Raw genomic sequence first — 18286 nt, forward strand, 5'->3', positions numbered from 1 at the left:
TCAAAGAGCGATTTGCTGCTGCAACTGTTGATCCTTGCGGGGTGTTTCTGTGCCCTTACATCTGTACAACACATTGTCTCGCCACCTTGAACCCTTTTCGCCCCTGCACCCAGAGCGGGTGACGATCTATGCCTGTGGTGTTACAGTCTATGACTATTGCCATTTAGGGCACGCCCGTTCCTATGTAGCTTGGGATGTGCTGCGCCGTTATCTCACGTTCTTGGGCTACACAGTGCACTATGTGCAGAATTTTACCGATATTGATGACAAAATTCTGCGCCGTGCCCATGAAAACGGTGAAACCATGGCGACGGTTAGCGATCGCTACATTGCCGCCTACCACGAGGACATGGCGGCTTTGAATATCCTGCCCGCCAGTGCTTATCCCCGCGCCACAGAGGTGATTCCAGAAATTATTAACCTCATCCAAGGGCTGCTGGATCGGGGCTATGCCTACGTGGCTGGGGGAGATGTTTACTATGCGGTGGCGCAATTTCCCAGCTATGGCAAGCTCTCGGGGCGCCAGCTTGAGCAATTGATGGCCGGTGCCAGTGGTCGCATTGAGGAAGAGGAGGAGCAGCGCAAACGCCATCCCCTGGATTTTGCCCTCTGGAAAGCGGCAAAGCCAGAGGAAATGAGGGTCTATCATCCTTGGGAAGCCCCTTGGGGTAAAGGGCGCCCCGGCTGGCACATTGAATGCTCAGCAATGGTGCGGCAGGCCTTTGGGGCCACAGTGGATATCCACTGCGGCGGTATGGATTTAATTTTTCCCCACCACGAGAATGAAATTGCCCAATCGGAGGCGGTGACGCAACAGCCCCTAGCGCGATTTTGGCTCCACAACGGCTTTGTTACCGTCAACACTGCGAAAATGTCCAAGTCCTTGGGGAATTTCACGACCATTCGTGACCTGCTGGCTCAGGGGGTGGATCCCATGGCCTTGCGCCTATTGGTCTTGCAGGCTCAGTACCGCAAACCCTTGGACTTTACGCCAGAGGCACTGACTGCCGCTGCCAAGGGCTGGCAAACCCTAGGGGAAGCACTGCACTTGCATCAGCAGATTCCCCTGCCCCCCATAGATGCAGATGCGGTGAGGAGCCACCCCAGTACTCAAGCCTTTTGCCAGGCCATGGATGAGGACTTGAACACCGCAGCGGCTCTAGCAGTGATCTTTGAGCTGGCAAAAACTCTCAATCGTGAGCAGCATCGCTATCTCCATGGGGGAGAGGGGCGGCGATCGCCCGCCGAGGTTAGCCGCGATTGGCACACCTTAGTAACCCTGGCTCAGGTCTTGGGTCTGGAGGCGAAAGCGGAGCGCAACCCTTCGCCAACAGTGGGACTAACCGATGAGGAGATTCAAGAGTTAATTGCGGCTCGCACGGCTGCCCGCCAAGCCAAGAATTACGCCGAGAGCGATCGCCTGCGGGATCTCCTTTTGGCTCAAGGGGTCAAGCTCGTGGATCAAAAGGACGGCACCACCCATTGGTTTCGCGTGCCCTCAGCCCCCTAACACTGGAGAACACCATGGACGATTCCCTTGTTGACCTGCGTCAGGAACTCTTGGCACTTCTTTGCCGCGATGCCTACCGTGCCGGCGAGTTTACCCTGGCCTCTGGCCAAAAAAGCCACTACTACATCAACTGCAAACCCGTCACCCTCTCGGCGCGGGGCGCTTACCTTGTGGGGCGGCTCTTCTTGGAGCAGTTAGCCCCTGAAGCGGTGGCGGTGGCAGGTCTCACCCTTGGGGCAGATCCCTTGGTAGTAGCGGTGAGCGTACTTTCCAATTTAGCGGGGCAGGATCGGGCGGCGCTGATTGTGCGTAAGGAAGCCAAAGGCCACGGCACGATGAGCTTTATTGAAGGCCCCCCCTTGCCCCAGGGGGCAGTGGTCACAGTGCTTGAGGATGTGATCACAACGGGGGGGTCTGCCCTCAAGGCCGTTCTGCGTCTCCAAGAGGCGGGCTATGTGGTGAATGAAGTCCTAGCGATTGTGGATCGCCAAGGGGGGGGAGCAGCGGCCTTTGCGGCTCAGGGGGTACCCCTGCGATCGCTCTTCCAAATCAGTGACTTAGAAGCCTATCTCAATCACACTTAAATTCCCAAGCGCTGGTAAATTTCCTCCAAGTGCCGCAGGTGGTGCTCTGGGTTAAAGCAGGCCTCTAATTCCTCAGGACTGAGATACCGCTGAATTTGAGGGTCTGCCTTTAGGTTGGCGGCAAAGTCCCCCTGGGGTTGATTCCAAGCGGCATGGGCATGTTTCTGCACAAGGGCATAGGCCGCTTCACGGCTGAGGCCTTTTTCCACCAAGGCCAAGAGCACCCGCTGACTAAAGATCACACCGCCGTAGCAATTCATATTGCGGCGCATATTCTCGGGATAAACCTGCAGCGTTTGCACCAAGTCAGTCATTTCCACCAGCATAAAGTGGGTGAGAATCGAGCTGTCGGGCAAAATTACCCGTTCCACTGCACTGTGGGAAATATCCCGCTCATGCCAAAGGGCAACATTTTCCAGGGCAGCCAAGGCATTGCCCCGCAGCACCCGCGCTAGACCCGTGAGCCGCTCGGAACGAATGGGATTGCGTTTGTGGGGCATAGCTGAGGAACCTTTTTGACCCTTCGAGAAAAATTCCTCCACTTCCAGAACATCGGTGCGCTGTAGATTGCGAATTTCAACGGCAAAGCGCTCCAGACTGGCGCCTAGCAGGGCAAGGGTTTGCACATAATCTGCATGGCGATCGCGGGAAATGACCTGGGTAGAGGCGGTATCGGGTTGCAGTCCTAGTTTTTGGCAGGCGATCGCCTCTACCCGCGGATCGACATTGGCATAGGTGCCCACTGCGCCGGAGATTTTGCCCACCGCCACTGTGCGCTGTAACTGACACAGGCGATCGCGATGGCGCAGCAGTTCCGCCAACCAACCCGCCAGTTTGAAGCCAAAGGTAATGGGTTCAGCGTGAATGCCATGGCTGCGTCCCACCATCACTGTATAGCGATGTTCTTGGGCACGGTGGCGCACCGCCTGAATGAGATGCTCCAACTGCTCTTGAATCAGTCTTAGACTGGCCACCAGTTGCAGGGCTAAACCAGTGTCGAGAACATCGGAGCTAGTCAAGCCAAGGTGAATATAGCGCCCAGCATCGCCGACATGCTCGTTGACGTTGGTCAGGAAAGCAATGACATCGTGCTTCACCTCCGCTTCAATTTCCTGTACCCGTTGGGGGTCAAACTTGGCCTTGGCTTTGATCTCGGCAACGGCCTCCGCCGGAATATGCCCCAGGTCGGCTTGGGCTTCACAGACGGCAATCTCAACATCAAGCCATGTTTTGAATTTGTAGGCATCCGTCCAGAGATTCCCCATCGGGGCAAGGGTATAGCGTTCGATCATGGGCGTGTGTTTAGCTAGAGTGATGAAAAACTGGAATTGAATGGCGATCGCCTATTTACGTTCGGGATGGTACACCGTCGCCGCTGTGGCAAAGCCATTGAGGCGATAGATGAGTTGGTAAAGACGGCTGTAATCCCGCTGGTTAAAGTGCAAGATCAATCGCGGTAGGTGGAGCGTGTGGGTCAAGGCAGGGTGGTTGATGGGTTGCTCGTCTTCTACTTCCCGAGGCAACGGTTCAGTCCGTTCAATCTGCCCCGATACGAGAATGTCTTGAAAATCCCGATTGAGTTCTGCTAAGGCAGCATCACTAATGTCTTGGTTCAACCGCAGCACCAAGCGATCGCCCACATAGCGGCTGGAGTGATAGACCCGATAAAAGCCACTCAGATAGGCTAAGCCTTCGTCCACACTAGTGCAGATGCGGTAAAGTTCCTGATCTTCCCCATTAATTAGCCCCTTGGCCGCCAATTCCTCGCGAATAAACCGATCCCAATGCTGCCAGTAGGTACCACCGGGAACGTCCATCAAGGCCAAGGGTTTAGGGGGGGCCTTACCCGTTTGGCACAGGGTCAAGCATTCGAAGGCTTCATCTTGGGTGCCAAAGCCACCGGGAAAGACGGCAATGGCATCGGTTTCCTTAAGCAAAAAGAGCTTGCGCGTAAAAAAGTACTTAAAGTGAATCAGGCGCGGATCCCCTTCAATGTAGGGATTGGCACCCTGCTCAAAGGGCAGTTCAATGTTGAGGCCAAAGGACTTATTGGGGCCTGCCCCTTTGTTACCAGCCTCCATGATGCCGCCCCCGGCACCGGTGATAATCATAAACCCCGTCGCACTCGCGGCTTGGGCAAAGCGCACCGCCATTTCATAGACGGGCGCGCTGGAGGGGGTTCGGGCAGAGCCAAAGATCGATATTTTGCGGGTATGGCGATAGGGGGCAAAGACCCGCAGGGCTTGGTGCATATCCCGCAGGCAGGAACGCAGAATTTTCCAATCTAGTCGTTCCAGTTCCTCATCGGCAATCTCCAGAAAAAGCTGCAGGGCTTGGTAAATCACGTCGCCGTGGGGCACCTTATCCAAGCGACTAATTAACTCGTCGACGTCTTGCTGTAGGCTACTTAAAGCGACTCGCGAAAGGGTCATGGCACCCTAAAAACGTTAGCACCCTATTTTATCAGGTGGAGGGATCGCCTGTGGCAAGGGGTAGGCTGAGGGTAAAGGTGGTCATGCCTGCTGCACTGTCGGCGCTAATTTCACCCTGCAATTGCTCTACGAGTTTTTGGGTGAGGGCGAGGCCTAAACCCGTTCCCCCCTGTTGCCACGGATCGGCATTGGGAATGCGATAGAACTTTTCAAAGATGCGCGGCAGCTCTTCGCTGGGGATCTCTGAGGGATTGCTCACCTGAATTTGCAGGCGATCGCCCCCGATTGGATCAAACCGGACAACAATCTGTGCGCCAGCAGGGCTATACTTACAAGCATTGTTGAGCAACTCTGCTAAGATGCGGGCTAAGGCATGGCGGTTGGAGAGGAGGGGGGGCAACGTGGCGGGGCGCAAAACCTCAAGGGATTGCTGCCGCTGTTGCATGCGGTTGCGAAAGGGTTCGAGCACCGCAGGCAGCCAACTGTTGAGATCAATCACCTCCTGTTGAATCTGGCTGCGCCCTGCCTCCAGGCGTTGCAGATCTAATAAATCATTGATCAGTTCGGTTTCGCGGTTGCACTCATTGGCGAGAATGTCGAGGTAGCGTTTCTGGCGATCGTCGGTGGCAAATTGCTTCAGCATATAGATGGCCATTTTCATATTAGCCATGGGCGTACGCAACTCGTGGGAGACGGTACTCAAGAAATCATCCTTAATGGCATTAAGCCGCTCTAGCTCCTGCATTTTCTGTTCCAGTTCGGCGGTACGGGCACGCACTTGTCGCTCCAAATCCGCATTGAGTTCTTGCACCTGTTGGTAAAGCTGGGCTTGGTGAATGGCAAGGGCACACTGATCGGCAATGGTTTTGAGGAGGCCTAAATCTTCCGGTGTCCAAGACTTGGGCAAGGTTTGTTGCCAAAGGGGGCGATCGCTCGCCAAAACTGACGTTGCCTCACTCGGTTCCCACTCACAATCTAGAAGCGTAATTTGCCCCAGGAGTTGGCCGAGGTAAACCAGCGGCGTGATCACCAAGGCGTTGACATTTAAGCTTCTCAGAGCCCTTTGCAGTGGCTCCGGCAAATCCGGACCATCAACCGCCAAAACCACCTGTTCACCCTTCCTGAGGGTGGGTTCAAAAAGGGCGATCGCCTGCTGGTTGAGAGCAATCAAGTCCTCGGGTAAGCTGACAAAGGGAGGACGGCTTGCAGAGGTAGGGCTATGGGGAGCATGGGTTTGTGTAATCAGGCAGAGGGTCGAACCTAGGGCTTCTAGGAGTAAATCAGCGGTAATTTGCAGAACCTCCGCTGCTACCATGGTGGTCCGCATGGCTTGAATGATGCGGTTAATGATGGCCTCGCGGCGGGCTTGGTTGCGCAGTTGTTCCTCGGCTCGCTTGCGATCGGTTACATCCATGACATAGCTGCGGATCAGCTCACTTTCATAGATGTAGTGGATCGATTGCTCGTAGATGCGTCCTTGGTACTCCACCTCCCGCACATGGACTTTTTCTTGGGTTTGCTTCATGTAGCGTGCTAGTTCCGGCAGTCCCAATAGCAGGGGATGAGCCAACTTCTGTTGTTGCAAGTCCCGAAACTGCATCACCGCCGCTGGATTGAGATACGTCACCTTCCCCTCCAAATCCACCTCTAAAATCGGGTTGGGCGTCAGTTCCGGATAGGAAGCCAGGCGCACCAAGGCTGCTTCACTAAAATTCTCGATATTGCCCTCACTGAGGGGAACGAGCGTTGCAAAGGGATTGGTGCTTTTAGAGAGAAATCCTAAGACATCGGTACTGCGGCAAAAATCCTGAAACTCGGTATCCGTCATGTTGGTCAGGGTCAGGTAGCGGGCACGCACATCACCGCCAAACACAATCATGTCGCCAGTGCGCAAGTCATGGGCAACAATCCGCTGGCCATTGACCAAAGTCCCATTCGTACTGCGCTTGCCCTGTAAATCGCCATCAATCAGGCGAAAAAGATAGCTATTGGTCTCAGGACTAGTCACTCGGAACAAAATCGCGTGCTGCCGTGAGACCATCTTGGAGTGGAGCACAATTGAATTCGTCGGATCACGGCCAATGGAGTAGGTGGCTGCCTCTAGCAAAATGGGTCGCCGTCCCTCACTGTCTTCGAGGACTAATAGGTGGCGGACTGCCTGCCGCTCATCGCTCACCGTTGCCTCCTTACCTAGGACGGCTGGGCATCCTGACGAAAGGACACGGGGGTAGCCGTCGCCTTCCAAGGGGGTTCTTTGACAGGTAGGGTGGTATATTGACGCACCAGGGCACGGAACTCATCACCGTCAATGGTTTCCTTGTCAAGGAGCAGCTCCACCAGCTTGTCAACGGCCCCCCGATGCTCGCGGATCAGTTTGCGGGCAATCTCGTAGCAGTGCATAACAATCTCACGCACTTGGCGGTCAATTTGCACGGCCACGGCTTCAGAATATTCAGCGCGGGGCATGAGATCTCGACCCAGAAAAACCTCGTTGCCTGTTGTTTCAAGGGCTAGGTGTCCCAAATCCGACATACCGTAACGGGTCACCATTTCCCGCGCCAGATTGGCTACGGCTCGCAGGTCGCTACTGGCACCGGCAGTGACCTCAGCATCACCAAAGATTTCCACTTCGGCAGCGCGCCCCCCCAATAGGATGGTAATCTCATCGAGGAGCCAAGCACGAGTATAGAGGCCACTATCTACCCGCTCTTCATCAAAGATCTGCTGAGCAAAGCCACCAACGCCCCCAGAACGGGGAATAATCGTCACTTTATTGAGGGGATCGGCATGTTTTAGAAGTGTCATCAACAGCGCATGCCCCACTTCGTGGTAGGCAATCAGCCACTTTTTCTTACTGTCGAGGAGGGGGGTAAGCGTCATGCCAATGGTGACCCGGTCAATGGCATCGTCAATTTCCGCATTGGTCATGGCGGGTTTGCGGCGGCGCGCTGTGAGGATGGCGGCTTCATTGAGAAGGTTAGCCAATTCGGCACCAGAAAAACCGGGGGTACGGCGGGCGATCGCCTCTAGGGACACCTCAGGGGCAATTTTTTTGTTGCGCGCATGGACTTGGAGAATTTGTAGGCGTCCTTTGTAGCTGGGCAAATCAACGGTAATCTGGCGGTCAAAGCGGCCAGGGCGCAGTAGGGCAGCATCCAAAACGTCGGGGCGGTTTGTTGCCGCAATTACAATAATGCCCGTATTGCCCTCAAAGCCATCCATTTCCGTCAGGAGTTGGTTGAGGGTTTGCTCGCGCTCATCATTGCCACCGCCAATCCCCGCACCCCGTTGGCGACCAACGGCATCAATTTCGTCAATAAACACCAAGCAGGGGGCGTTTTCCTTGGCCTTTCTAAAGAGATCCCGCACGCGAGAAGCCCCAACGCCGACAAACATTTCCACAAATTCAGAGCCAGAAATGGAAAAGAAGGGTACCCCGGCTTCACCGGCGATCGCCTTGGCAAGGAGCGTTTTCCCAGTTCCCGGCGGCCCAATCAGCAGGACCCCCTTGGGAATACGGGCACCAATAGAGGTAAATTTCTCTGAATTCTTGAGAAAGGTGACGACTTCCTGAAGCTCTTCTTTGGCTTCTTCAATTCCTGCCACATCGCCAAAGGTCACCCCCGTTTGTGCCTCCATTTGAAAGCGGGCGCGGGATTTGCCAAAGTTGAGAATCTGCCCAGGGCCGCCAGGGGCATTACTGACCCGCTGCAAAATCATCAGGAATAAAATCAGCAGAAAGAAGCCCAGCACCAAGTTGGAAATTAGGCTGAAAAGGGCGCTCTCATTGCCTGAGGGCACCACCCGCACCGTCGTGTCATAGCGACTGCTCACTTGGCGCAGCAGTTCCACCAGTTCGGGATTGCGATCAAAAAGCCGTACCTCTTGGGGAGGCGATTGTTCTGGCTGATTCTTGCGGCGAAACTTGGCTAGCCCCTGTTCCTGATAGAGTTCGACGGAGCGAACTTCACCGGCTTTAAGGGCATTGAGGAATTGAGTGTAGGAAACGGTGTTATTGTTGCTCGACTGCGCTAGACCCATGTTGGTGGGGACTAACGAGAGACCCACGACCAGAGCCAGTTGACTCAGCCGTTGGCAAAGGCGTTGAGCGTATTTCATCGAGACCCGTTTCCGAAATTCAGTTCCAATTTCCAGTTTAACAGCGATTTTTCAGTTCCCTGGCGCCACGGATCAGCCACAGCCCAGAATCGCCGCCCTGAATATAAAATAGGACAGCATTCTTTTTAGAACGCCCATGGGACTGATTGTACAAAAGTATGGCGGCACGTCCGTCGGTAGTGTCGAGCGCATTCAAGCGGTAGCCCGTAGGGTCAAGGCAACTGTGGCAGCAGGACATCAGGTAGTGGTGGTGGTCTCGGCCATGGGCAAAACGACGGATAGCTTGGTGCAACTGGCCTATGCCATTAGCGATCGCCCCAGTCAGCGGGAAATGGATATGCTTCTTTCGACGGGGGAGCAAGTCTCGATCGCTCTATTGACAATGGCTCTCCATGCCTTGGGGGAACCCGCTATCTCCCTGACCGGCGCCCAAGTGGGAATTGTTACTGAACCGGCCCACACCCGTGCCCGCATTCTCCACATTGAGACCCAGCGCCTCGAACGGCACCTCAAAGAAGGACAAGTGGTGGTTGTGGCCGGTTTTCAGGGGATTACTGCTGCTGCCGATTTTGAAGTCACCACCCTTGGGCGTGGCGGGTCGGATACCTCAGCTGTGGCTTTGGCGGCTGCCCTAGGGGCGGATTGCTGTGAAATTTACACCGATGTCCCCGGCATTTTGACCACCGATCCCCGGCTAGTGCCCAAGGCTCAACTGATGAGCGAAATTACTTGCGATGAAATGCTGGAGTTGGCCAGCTTAGGGGCAAAGGTCTTGCACCCCCGCGCGGTGGAGATTGCCCGCAACTATGGTGTCGATTTGGTGGTGCGCTCCAGTTGGACGGATGATCCTGGTACTCGCGTTATTGCACCATCGCGGCCGCCGCGTCCCGTGGAAAACCTTGAATTGGGCAAGCCCGTGGATGGTGTAGCCCTTGACACAGATCAGGCAAAGGTGGCACTGCTGCGGGTGGCCGATCGCCCCGGTGTTGCGGCGCAGCTTTTTGGTGAACTGGCACGGCAAAACCTGGATGTGGATTTGATTATCCAATCTATCCATGAAGGGCAAACGAATGATATTGCCTTTACAGTGCAAAGGCGGGTTCTGAAGCAAGCCGAAGCCATTGCCCTGGCCTTTTATCCCCGCCTGAGTTCCCGGGTTGAAGAGACGGATGTGCTCGTGGATGCCGATATTGCCAAGGTGAGTATTACCGGCGCCGGCATGATTGGCCGACCGGGGGTGGCAGCTCAGATGTTCTCAGCCTTGGCGGCAGCGGGTATTAATCTGCAAATGATTTCCACCTCTGAAGTGAATGTCAGTTGTACAGTGGCCGCAGCGGATGCCGGTCGAGCCATTGCCGTCCTCTCCCAAACCTTTGATGTGGAAGCTGCCACCACTGTCCCTCAAGAGACTCCCGCTGCCCCACCGGTGCGGGGCGTTGCCCTTGATCCGAAGCAGGCGCGGATTGCCATTCGGGATGTGCCCGATCGCCCTGGCATGGCGGCAGCCATTTTCCAGACCCTTGCGGATGCGGCCATTAGTGTCGATATGATTATCCAATCCCAGCGATCGCGCTCCCTGGGGGGTGTGATGACCCGCGACATTGCCTTTACGGTCGCCTCTGCCGATGCCGAAAGAGCCACGGAACTGCTCAGAGAAGTTCAGGCCCAATTGGGCTACGGTGACATCCTCGTCGACACCGCGATCGCCAAAGTGAGCATTGTCGGTGTGGGGATGATCCACCGGCCGGGGATTGCTGCCCAAATGTTTGCTGCCCTTGCCCGTGAAAACATCAACATTCAAATGATTGCCACCTCAGAAATTCGCGTCAGTTGTGTCGTAGCAGAATCAGAGGGGGTGCGGGCGCTGCGGGCAGTGCATACGGCCTTTGGGCTGGATGGGGAGACACCTGTCGTCATTCCCGATGTCGGTCAATAGGCCGCCCTACTGGCAAATTGCCCTTGTGCTCGGCGGGGGGGTGTTGGCGGTTTCTATGGCTGCTGTGCTGGTGCGCTGGGGTATGACTGGTTTACCTACCCATTCCCTAAGGACAACCGTAGGGTTGAGCATTTTCCTTGCCAGTGGTCGCCTGAGTTTGGCCGCCCTCTTTTTGACCCCGCAACTGTACGCTTGGCCATGGCTGGACCTGACTCGGCAAAATCTGCGTTGGGCGGTGGCTGCGGGGATTGCTCTTGCGGCACACTTTAGCCTTTGGTTCACTTCGCTGCACTACACATCGGTGGCGGCCTCGACGATGCTGGTGACGACCACCCCGATCTGGTCGGCGCTCGTGGGGTACCTTTGGCAGCGACAAACCCTTAAATCCCGTGCTTGGGTAGGCCTGGCGATCGCCCTTGGTGGCAGTGCCCTAATTGGCACGGGAGAACTGACGAGTGCTGTGGCAAGGAATCCCCTACTGGGAAATGGGCTAGCGATCGCTGCGGCCTGGGCGGTCAGTGCCTACTTTATTTGTGGTCAGGCTGCCCAAAAGGCCGGTCTGTCGATTCACCACTACGCCCTTGTTGCCTATGCCACTGCTGCGGTGGGGCTCCTACCCCTGCCGCCTCTCCTGGGCCTTGCCTACACAGGTTGGCCGCTAAAGCTCTATGGCGCTATTGTCCTACTGGCGTTGATTCCCCAGTTGGTGGGGCACACCAGTCTCAATTGGTGCCTGCGTTGGCTGTCCCCCACATGGGTAACCCTTCTAGTGTTGGCAGAACCAATTGCTGCGAGTCTCTTTGCTTTGCTGCTGTTTGGTGAAGTGCCGACAACGGCAGTGATCATGGGGGGCACTCTTGTGCTGGCGGGTTTAAGCGTGGCACTGTGGCCAAGTCCTTAGGGTGGTTTTGGCGATCGCCGCCGCTGTTTGAGGGTATCCAAGGCATCCCCCAAGGCGGCAATTAACCCCTCACGGGTGCGGGCATGATTTTGCCGTTCCTCCTCTAGGGCACGTCGCAGCCGTTGATTTTCCAAGAGAGCTTCAATCAGTTGAACCTGAAGTTGGGCAACGGAGGTTTCACTGCGCACGCGGGCTTCAATCTGTGCCCGTTCATCTGCCCATTCTGGGGCTGCGGGATCCACAGGCGGCGGGGGTGGTTCAGGAATCAGTGACGGCAGCTCATTAGCTCGCGCCTGTGCCCGCTGTAGTTGCTCTTGCAGACGTTGAAGCTGTTCCTGAAAATCTGCCACAGTGGGTAAGGCACAGTTAGGAATCCTAGGGCTATTTTGATACGAGTATCCTCAGAAAACAAGGGTCAAGATATACAAGATATAGTCGTGAGTGGTGAGGCGCTCCAAGGATGGTGGCACTGGGCTCAGGCGATCATTCCCGCTTCTGAGCGCGAGAGTGGCCTGCGGGAGTTAAAACAATTTCTCAGTGCCTTTACAGTGCTGAGTCCCCTTGAAATCACACTGCGCCGATTCCCGCCCCAGATTCATCTGAAACTTCCCCTTGCAGAACTCCAAGAGCGCTGGCAACGCCGCTGGCAAGAGCGAGTCCCCCTGCAATATCTGATTGGTGTGGCTCACTGGCACGATCTCGAATTAGTCGTTACCCCCAGCGTGCTGATTCCTCGGCCAGAAACCGAGGAGTTACTTGAAGTAGTCGCGGCAACGGTACCCCCTTGGCAACAGCAGGGGCATTGGCTGGATTTGGGTACGGGGAGTGGCGCGATCGCCATTGGGTTGGCGCGGTTCTTTCCGACAGCGCTGATTCATGCCGTGGATTGTAGCCCTGAGGCCCTAGAGGTCGCGCAAGTTAATATTCAAAAGTACGCTTTGGGCGATCGCGTGCGGTGCTACGTCGGGAATTGGTTTGACCCCATTGTGCCACTGCAAGGGCAAGTGCAGGGGATTGTCAGTAATCCCCCCTATATTCCCACTAGCCTAGTGGCCACCCTCCAACCGGAGGTGCAGTACCATGAACCTTTCCTTGCCCTCGATGGCGGTACTGATGGCTTGCAGGCCATTCGTCAGATTCTTGAGACGGCGCCAGAGTATTTGCAACCCCAAGGCTGGCTCTTTATTGAATTGATGGCCACCCAAGGGGAAGCAGTGGCAGCGTTGGCAATGGCCACCCAAGCCTATGAACGGGTGGAAATCCTTCGAGATCTTAGTGGCCACGATCGCTTTTTGCTTGCTCAAACACCTTAGCCGCGATCCCAACGCCAGAGGGCAACCATTAGGGCAACCACGCCGATTTGTAATGCCAGATTCCACACCCAGTCATCACCTGCGGTGCCCGCCAATCCCTTGAGGCCAAGGATAAAGGCACCCATGAGGCCGGAGGCAGCAAAAACGGCATAGAAAACACGCCGTAGTCCCCGATAGGGCGCTGCTGCCTCGGCTCGCAGGCGATCGCGCAGGGTTGACTGAGTCACTTCAACCTGTTGCTTGGGTTCCTGAGCAGCCATTTGATTTTTCCGTCACCTGAAAATATTCTACGTCCCTAATAATAGGGAACGGTGTGCATCAATGAGGGTCTAAGGCCGTAGGCCCAAAAAGACGTGAGGAGTTTAGTATGCATTGGCAGCGAATCAGTCTGGCACTCTCGATCGCCTTGGGTACCACGGTTGCAGTTCCCCAACTCAGTCAACCCTCCCAAAATACAAGTGCAGGGACACTCCGCTGGAGCGATGCTTCATTTCCTGTGGAAAATTTCCAAGGCTATACCTCTCCCTTCGGCTACCGGCGATCGCCCACAGGGGAAACCACAACCGAATTTCACAATGGCCTTGATTTTGCGGCACCCCAAGGCAGCTATATCCGCAATTGGTGGACCGGGCAGGTAATTGAAGTTTCCGATCACACTGCCTGTGGCACACTGGTACGGATTCAATCGGGGGCTTGGGAACACGTTTACTGCCACATGATGGGGCAGGTTGAGCAGACCCCCCAAGGACGAGCCATCGTCGATCGCGCGGGTGGCATTTTAATCCTAGAGGGGCAACGAGTACCTACGGGGGCACGTATTGGTCGAGTGGGCATGACGGGGCGCACCACCGGGCCCCACCTTCACTGGACGCTCCGCTACCGAGGGCAATTGGTCAATCCTGCCGTGGTTCTACAGGCCATGTATGGTAGCCAAGCTCAGCGGTAACCCTAAGCAGAGAATTGTTTTGGTTTGCGCTAGTAACACCGATGAAACTTGAAAGCTTTTTCTTGCCCATCATTTGCACATTTCAATTATCCATGGCACCGAAGCGATCAATCACTCGGCCAAAATAGTGCACCTATGGAGTTATCCAGTACTCAAAACGCGACTCTGCAGATTGTCCCTGAAGAATTCAACGTAAATAACGTAAAATTGTGTAACTTTGACGGGACTGACGGGGCTCGAACCCGCAACTTCCGCCGTGACAGGGCGGTGCTCTAACCGATTGAACTACAGTCCCAATTTTTGAGCGATTTTTAGCGTATCAGGAAAATCATGGACTTGTCAACTGGTTGCATTTCCCCTGCAGGGCGATCGCCCTCTATCATTTCTTGTTGCCTTTGGGGAGAACGTTGCCGGTTGACTGATAAACTTGGTAAGCTCCTGAAAATTGATTTGAATTGATTTGAAAAATGATCGCCTATCTTTTGGGAGTACGTCTGTGAAGGTCGTTGTCGTTGGTAGTGGTGGTCGGGAGCACGCGATCGCTTGGAAATTACTCGATTCTCATCGCGTGACACAGGTTTACTGTTTACCAGGGAATGGGGGCACAGCCTGCTTAGAGCGGTGTGAAAATGTTGCCATTGAAGCCACCGACCTCACAGGCATTAGTGAATTTGCCAAAGAGAATAACGCTGATCTAGTCGTCGTTGGCCCAGAGGTACCCCTTGCAGCCGGTTTAGGCGATCGCCTACAGGCGCTCAAGATTCCGGTCTTTGGCCCTGGCCAAGCAGGGGCACAAATTGAAGCCAGTAAAGCCTGGGCAAAGGCGCTCATGGAGGCGGCTCAGATTCCTACGGCCCAGGCAGCAGTGTTTGACAATTATGGGGCGGCCTCCCGTTATGTTCAAGCCAAAGGGGCCCCCATTGTTATTAAGGCCGATGGTTTAGCAGCGGGTAAAGGAGTGACGGTAGCAGCTACAGAAGCAGAGGCGATCGCGGCCCTCGAGCGAATTTTTGGGGGCGAATTTGGTGTTGCTGGTCAAAAGGTGGTCATTGAATCAGTGCTGGAGGGGCAAGAGGTCTCCGTACTCGCCGTTACAGATGGCAAAACAATTCTGCCGCTGCTGCCTGCCCAAGACCATAAGCGCATTGGCGAAGGGGATACCGGTCCGAATACCGGGGGAATGGGAGTCTATGCCCCTGTACCTTGGGTAACACCAGAGCTAATGCGACGGATTCAAAGGACAATTCTCGAACCGGCCCTTGGGGCTTTACAGGATCGCGGCATCCACTACTGTGGGGTGCTCTATGCGGGTCTGATGGTGACGCCCGCAGGGGATCCCTACGTGGTGGAGTTTAACTGTCGCTTTGGTGATCCCGAAACCCAAGTGGTGCTGCCCCTTTTGGAAACCCCCTTGATTGATGTGATCCTAGCCTGTGTTGAGGGACGCTTAGCCAGTTTGGGAACCTTGCAATGGCGCAATGAAGTGGCGCTATGCGTTGTCATGGCAGCAGGAGGTTATCCGGGCAGTTACCGCAAAGGGGATGTGATTCAGGGGATTCCAGAAGCAATGGCCCAGGGAGTTCTGGTCTTCCATGCGGGTACCCGTTGGCAGGAGGGGCAGTGGTACACCAATGGTGGGCGGGTTCTCAACATCACTGCTTTGGCCCCTGACTTTGCCACGGCGCAAGCCAAGGCCTACGGGGCGGTCAATGTTATTGAATTTGCCGACTGCTACTATCGTCGTGACATTGGCTACCGTATTCTAGAATCATCGGCCCACAGAGGTGAATACCGTCCATGACCCTTCTCACTTCCAAAACTGACCCATTGCGCTGCTTAACCGGCGCGTTAATTGCTGGTACCCTTGGGATTCTCCTCTATCGGCTCACAGGGGCGATCGCCTACCTCCTTGCTACCCATGCTGTCAGTCCTCACAATCAACTGGTTTATAGCTTGGCAGTTGCCGTGCGCACCCTCGTGGTCGGTTTGTGTACCCTGGCAACGGGTGTCTTTAGCATTATTGCGCTGGGGCTAGTGGCCCTGACGCTGCAACTCCTTTGGGAACGCTGGATACAACGGGAGCAAGCTTAACTGTTGCTGATTTTGCCATCCTCAATTTTGGTGATGCGATCAGCAATAGCTGTAATACGGGGATCATGGGTAACAATCAATACCGTGCAGTCGTTTTGCTTGGCCAGCTTGTCGAGAATCTTGATCACCTGTTGGCCATTTTGGGAATCAAGGGAGGCTGTGGGTTCATCGGCAAAAATGATCTTTGGCTCACCGGCCAAGGCACGGGCAATGGCAACCCGTTGTTTTTGTCCTCCGGAGAGGTTGGCGGGCACAAAGTCGCAGCGATCGCCCAAGCCAACTGCCTCGAGAAGCGCTGCTGCCTGTTCCTTCGCTTTTTTGCCTTTAATGCCCTTAAGATTGAGGGCAATTTCAACATTTTCCAGTGCGGTCAAGGCAGGGAAAAGATTAAAACTCTGAAAGATAAAGCCAATATTTTGCAGGCGGAATTTTGCCAGTGCGACCTTGGACAGTTGGGTTATCTCTTGGCCTAAGACAACCACTTGACCACTGGTGGGGGCAAGAATGCCGGCCAAAATCGAGAGCAGAGTGGTTTTCCCCGACCCCGAAGGTCCCATCAGCAGATGGATATGGCCGGCTTCGATTTGTAGATTGATTCCCTGCAAAACAGGGGTCTCCTGATGACCAGAACGATAAACCTTGGTTAGATTGGTGGTGGCGATCGCCAGCCTAGTCGTGATCACAGCGGCAAGTCTCATCAGTCATTGATTGGGCGAATTAGCCACTGGTGGCACTAGCAAAGCGGATTTTCAGGTAGTCCGCCTCCATTTTCGCGCCCACCGGTTGCAGCGCTGCCAATCCTTGGGGGAGCACCATATTACGACGATGGTTGCCAATGCGAATATTCAACTCATCCGCCGTCTTGTTCAGTTCAATTTTTTCCTTGGGGACCCCCGGTAGATACAGTTCAAGACTGTACTGGCCATCGCTGGGCACCACCCGAATTGTTTGCTCGTGGTAATAAACCTGAGCTGGATCCTCATCGCCATAGAGGGTCTCCTTCAGGCGATGCAGTGCTGCTAAACCACAGAGTTCCTCAGCAAACAAGGGGACTTCCTTGACGGGCAGGGGGCGAAAATTGTCGTGAATCTCTTGGCGATACCGTTGCTGGGTTTCTTTCCAGCGGGTAAAGAAGGGATCATGCACGGTCTCCGGCAAAATGCGGTTGGCCACCACTAAATCCGTGGCCACATTGTAGAGGCTGAGATAGGCATGGGCACGAAGGGATTCCTTGATCACCATCTTTTCTGGATTGGTTACCAAGCGCACGGAGGTTTGCGTGTTGTCGGTGAGAACTTTTTCAAGGGCTTCAATCTGCTCATAAAATTCATAGGGTGCATCCATGACCTCTTGATCGGGCAAAGAGAACCCTACCAAGGGCTTGAAAATTGGCTCCACAATGGGTCGCAAGGCCACGGACATCCGCTGTAGGGGTTTGTAGAAGCGGCGCATATACCAGCCGCTCACCTCGGGCAGGCTCAACAGCCGCAGTGCCGTGCCTGTGGGGGCAGAGTCAATAATGAGGACATCGTATTGACCTTCGTCGTAGTGGCGCTTCATACGCACAAGGGCAAAAATTTCATCCATCCCCGGCAAGATGGCCAATTCCTCCGCCTGAACCCCTTCTAACCCCCGCGCCTGCAAGACTTGGGTAATGTAGCGCTTGACGGCTCCCCAGTTGTCCTCCAGTTCCATGAGGGCATCTAGTTCGGCACCCCAGAGATTTTCGGCAACGGGCACTGGCACATGCCCCAGTTCCATGTCAAAACTATCGGCAAGGGAGTGGGCGGGATCGGTACTCAGCACCAAGGTTTTGTAGCCCAACTCGGCACAGCGTAGCCCCGTTGCTGCCGCCACTGAGGTTTTACCAACGCCACCTTTGCCAGTCATTAAAATTACGCGCATGGGAAGGCTCTGCCCTAAACACAGTTGCTTAAAATATCTTAACTCTTGAGCTTATCCTTGGGGGGCGATCGCTCGCCATCAATGGAAATAAAATCATTAAGGAAAATAAATAAATACAACTACCTATTTAGTTTTATTAACAATCATTTAGAACCCTCCCCGATCTCCCGGGGCGAATATTAACTTAATGCTTAAGCCCTTGCAGTTTATGACTGTTTTCAAGGGTTTGTAAATCAAATATATTTGGACTTATCACGACTATGACCACAACTCTCCAACGTCGCGAAAGCGCGAATTTGTGGGAGCGGTTTTGTAACTGGGTGACCAGCACCGATAACCGCCTCTATGTGGGCTGGTTTGGTGTGATCATGATCCCCACCCTATTGGCCGCAACCATCTGCTTTGTAATTGCCTTCATCGCTGCTCCCCCTGTAGACATCGATGGCATCCGTGAGCCTGTTTCTGGTTCTTTGCTCTATGGCAACAACATCATCACCGGTGCCGTTGTCCCCTCTAGCAACGCCATTGGCTTGCACTTCTACCCCATTT

Annotated in this window: 16 protein-coding genes, 1 tRNA gene and 1 pseudogene; 9 read left to right on the forward strand and 9 right to left on the reverse strand. The window is 54.8% G+C overall.

The window, feature by feature from the left end:
* Window positions 1-49 precede the first annotated feature (49 nt).
* Both cysS and pyrE read left to right on the forward strand, forming a co-directional pair.
* The gene (gene cysS / locus IGQ16_RS03965; protein ID WP_297060331.1) at window positions 50-1510 is read left to right on the forward strand and encodes a cysteine--tRNA ligase; all 1461 of its coding nucleotides are present in this window, start codon (window positions 50-52) and stop codon (window positions 1508-1510) included.
* Window positions 1511-1524: 14 nt separating this feature from the next.
* A complete protein-coding gene (gene pyrE / locus IGQ16_RS03970; protein ID WP_024124867.1) occupies window positions 1525-2094 on the forward strand; it encodes an orotate phosphoribosyltransferase in 570 nt (189 codons plus the stop codon).
* On the opposite strand, the gene purB is transcribed toward pyrE, so the two are convergent.
* The 4 genes from purB to ftsH are packed head-to-tail and all read right to left on the reverse strand — an operon-like array spanning window position 2091 to window position 8645.
* Entirely contained in the window at window positions 2091-3386 is a 1296-nt protein-coding gene (gene purB / locus IGQ16_RS03975; RefSeq protein ID WP_297060333.1) for an adenylosuccinate lyase, read from the reverse strand. The two genes, pyrE and purB, sit on opposite strands and share 4 nt — an antisense overlap.
* A 51-nt stretch (window positions 3387-3437) precedes the next feature.
* Complete coding sequence (locus IGQ16_RS03980; protein ID WP_297060335.1) at window positions 3438-4526, reverse strand: LOG family protein; 1089 nt, start codon at window positions 4524-4526, stop codon at window positions 3438-3440.
* 31 nt (window positions 4527-4557) lie between these two features.
* A complete protein-coding gene (locus IGQ16_RS03985; RefSeq protein WP_024124870.1) occupies window positions 4558-6702 on the reverse strand; it encodes an ATP-binding protein in 2145 nt (714 codons plus the stop codon).
* A gap of 14 nt (window positions 6703-6716) precedes the next feature.
* Window positions 6717-8645, reverse strand: a complete 1929-nt coding sequence (ftsH, locus tag IGQ16_RS03990) for an ATP-dependent zinc metalloprotease FtsH (RefSeq protein ID WP_297060336.1) — start codon at window positions 8643-8645, stop codon at window positions 6717-6719.
* Between the two features lie 136 nt (window positions 8646-8781).
* Here ftsH and IGQ16_RS03995 point away from each other — a divergent pair, with 136 nt between their 5' ends.
* Both IGQ16_RS03995 and IGQ16_RS04000 read left to right on the forward strand, forming a co-directional pair.
* Window positions 8782-10581 carry an aspartate kinase gene (locus IGQ16_RS03995; protein WP_297060339.1) on the forward strand — a complete coding sequence of 600 codons (1800 nt, stop codon included), beginning with the start codon at window positions 8782-8784 and terminating at the stop codon, window positions 10579-10581.
* Window positions 10568-11482, forward strand: coding sequence for a DMT family transporter (locus tag IGQ16_RS04000; protein ID WP_297060341.1), 915 nt, complete (start codon window positions 10568-10570; stop codon window positions 11480-11482). The genes IGQ16_RS03995 and IGQ16_RS04000 overlap by 14 nt, the downstream gene beginning before the upstream one ends.
* On the opposite strand, the gene IGQ16_RS04005 is transcribed toward IGQ16_RS04000, so the two are convergent.
* Window positions 11479-11832, reverse strand: coding sequence for a hypothetical protein (locus tag IGQ16_RS04005; protein ID WP_024124874.1), 354 nt, complete (start codon window positions 11830-11832; stop codon window positions 11479-11481). The two genes, IGQ16_RS04000 and IGQ16_RS04005, sit on opposite strands and share 4 nt — an antisense overlap.
* A gap of 87 nt (window positions 11833-11919) precedes the next feature.
* Between IGQ16_RS04005 and prmC the strand changes: the two genes are divergently transcribed.
* Complete coding sequence (gene prmC, locus IGQ16_RS04010) at window positions 11920-12795, forward strand: peptide chain release factor N(5)-glutamine methyltransferase (RefSeq protein ID WP_024124875.1); 876 nt, start codon at window positions 11920-11922, stop codon at window positions 12793-12795.
* Here the strand turns inward: prmC and IGQ16_RS04015 are convergent.
* Window positions 12792-13055: a DUF3493 domain-containing protein gene (locus tag IGQ16_RS04015; protein ID WP_024124876.1), complete on the reverse strand. Its 264-nt coding sequence runs from the start codon at window positions 13053-13055 to the stop codon at window positions 12792-12794. The two genes, prmC and IGQ16_RS04015, sit on opposite strands and share 4 nt — an antisense overlap.
* A 107-nt stretch (window positions 13056-13162) precedes the next feature.
* On the opposite strand from IGQ16_RS04015, the gene IGQ16_RS04020 reads away from it, so the two are divergent.
* Complete coding sequence (locus tag IGQ16_RS04020; protein ID WP_024124877.1) at window positions 13163-13741, forward strand: M23 family metallopeptidase; 579 nt, start codon at window positions 13163-13165, stop codon at window positions 13739-13741.
* 221 nt (window positions 13742-13962) lie between these two features.
* On the opposite strand, the gene IGQ16_RS04025 is transcribed toward IGQ16_RS04020, so the two are convergent.
* Window positions 13963-14036: transfer RNA gene (locus IGQ16_RS04025), tRNA-Asp, on the reverse strand.
* Window positions 14037-14237: 201 nt separating this feature from the next.
* Here IGQ16_RS04025 and purD point away from each other — a divergent pair.
* Together purD and IGQ16_RS04035 are read left to right on the forward strand one after the other, a co-directional pair.
* On the forward strand, window positions 14238-15542 hold the full coding sequence (gene purD, locus IGQ16_RS04030; RefSeq protein ID WP_297041213.1) for a phosphoribosylamine--glycine ligase: 1305 nt from the start codon (window positions 14238-14240) through the stop codon (window positions 15540-15542).
* A complete protein-coding gene (locus IGQ16_RS04035) occupies window positions 15539-15832 on the forward strand; it encodes a DUF3082 domain-containing protein (RefSeq protein WP_024124879.1) in 294 nt (97 codons plus the stop codon). Before purD ends, IGQ16_RS04035 begins: the two co-directional genes overlap by 4 nt.
* Here IGQ16_RS04035 and IGQ16_RS04040 read toward each other — a convergent pair.
* Window positions 15829-16530 (reverse strand): ABC transporter ATP-binding protein, encoded by a 702-nt coding sequence (locus tag IGQ16_RS04040; RefSeq protein ID WP_024124880.1) that lies wholly within the window; start codon window positions 16528-16530, stop codon window positions 15829-15831. The two genes, IGQ16_RS04035 and IGQ16_RS04040, sit on opposite strands and share 4 nt — an antisense overlap.
* A gap of 19 nt (window positions 16531-16549) precedes the next feature.
* Window positions 16550-17737 carry a TRC40/GET3/ArsA family transport-energizing ATPase gene (locus IGQ16_RS04045; protein ID WP_024124881.1) on the reverse strand — a complete coding sequence of 396 codons (1188 nt, stop codon included), beginning with the start codon at window positions 17735-17737 and terminating at the stop codon, window positions 16550-16552.
* A gap of 260 nt (window positions 17738-17997) precedes the next feature.
* On the opposite strand from IGQ16_RS04045, the pseudogene IGQ16_RS04050 reads away from it, so the two are divergent.
* A pseudogene (locus tag IGQ16_RS04050) lies at window positions 17998-18286 on the forward strand (photosystem II q(b) protein); the annotation flags it as partial.

Source organism: Thermosynechococcus sp. M3746_W2019_013 (genome assembly GCF_015296045.1).
GTDB lineage: Bacteria > Cyanobacteriota > Cyanobacteriia > Thermosynechococcales > Thermosynechococcaceae > Thermosynechococcus.

Excerpts from the sequence above, each read along its gene's own strand:
- IGQ16_RS04035 (WP_024124879.1), top strand. The coding sequence starts at position 15,539 with ATGACCCTTCTCACTTCCAAAACTGACCCATTGCGCTGCTTAACCGGC.
- IGQ16_RS04020 (WP_024124877.1), top strand. The coding sequence starts at position 13,163 with ATGCATTGGCAGCGAATCAGTCTGGCACTCTCGATCGCCTTGGGTACC.
- IGQ16_RS04000 (WP_297060341.1), top strand. The coding sequence starts at position 10,568 with ATGTCGGTCAATAGGCCGCCCTACTGGCAAATTGCCCTTGTGCTCGGC.
- IGQ16_RS04040 (WP_024124880.1), bottom strand. The coding sequence starts at position 16,530 with ATGAGACTTGCCGCTGTGATCACGACTAGGCTGGCGATCGCCACCACC.
- IGQ16_RS04045 (WP_024124881.1), bottom strand. The coding sequence starts at position 17,737 with ATGCGCGTAATTTTAATGACTGGCAAAGGTGGCGTTGGTAAAACCTCA.
- pyrE (WP_024124867.1), top strand. The coding sequence starts at position 1,525 with ATGGACGATTCCCTTGTTGACCTGCGTCAGGAACTCTTGGCACTTCTT.
- purB (WP_297060333.1), bottom strand. The coding sequence starts at position 3,386 with ATGATCGAACGCTATACCCTTGCCCCGATGGGGAATCTCTGGACGGAT.
- ftsH (WP_297060336.1), bottom strand. The coding sequence starts at position 8,645 with ATGAAATACGCTCAACGCCTTTGCCAACGGCTGAGTCAACTGGCTCTG.
- IGQ16_RS04015 (WP_024124876.1), bottom strand. The coding sequence starts at position 13,055 with ATGGCTGCTCAGGAACCCAAGCAACAGGTTGAAGTGACTCAGTCAACC.
- IGQ16_RS03995 (WP_297060339.1), top strand. The coding sequence starts at position 8,782 with ATGGGACTGATTGTACAAAAGTATGGCGGCACGTCCGTCGGTAGTGTC.
- IGQ16_RS03980 (WP_297060335.1), bottom strand. The coding sequence starts at position 4,526 with ATGACCCTTTCGCGAGTCGCTTTAAGTAGCCTACAGCAAGACGTCGAC.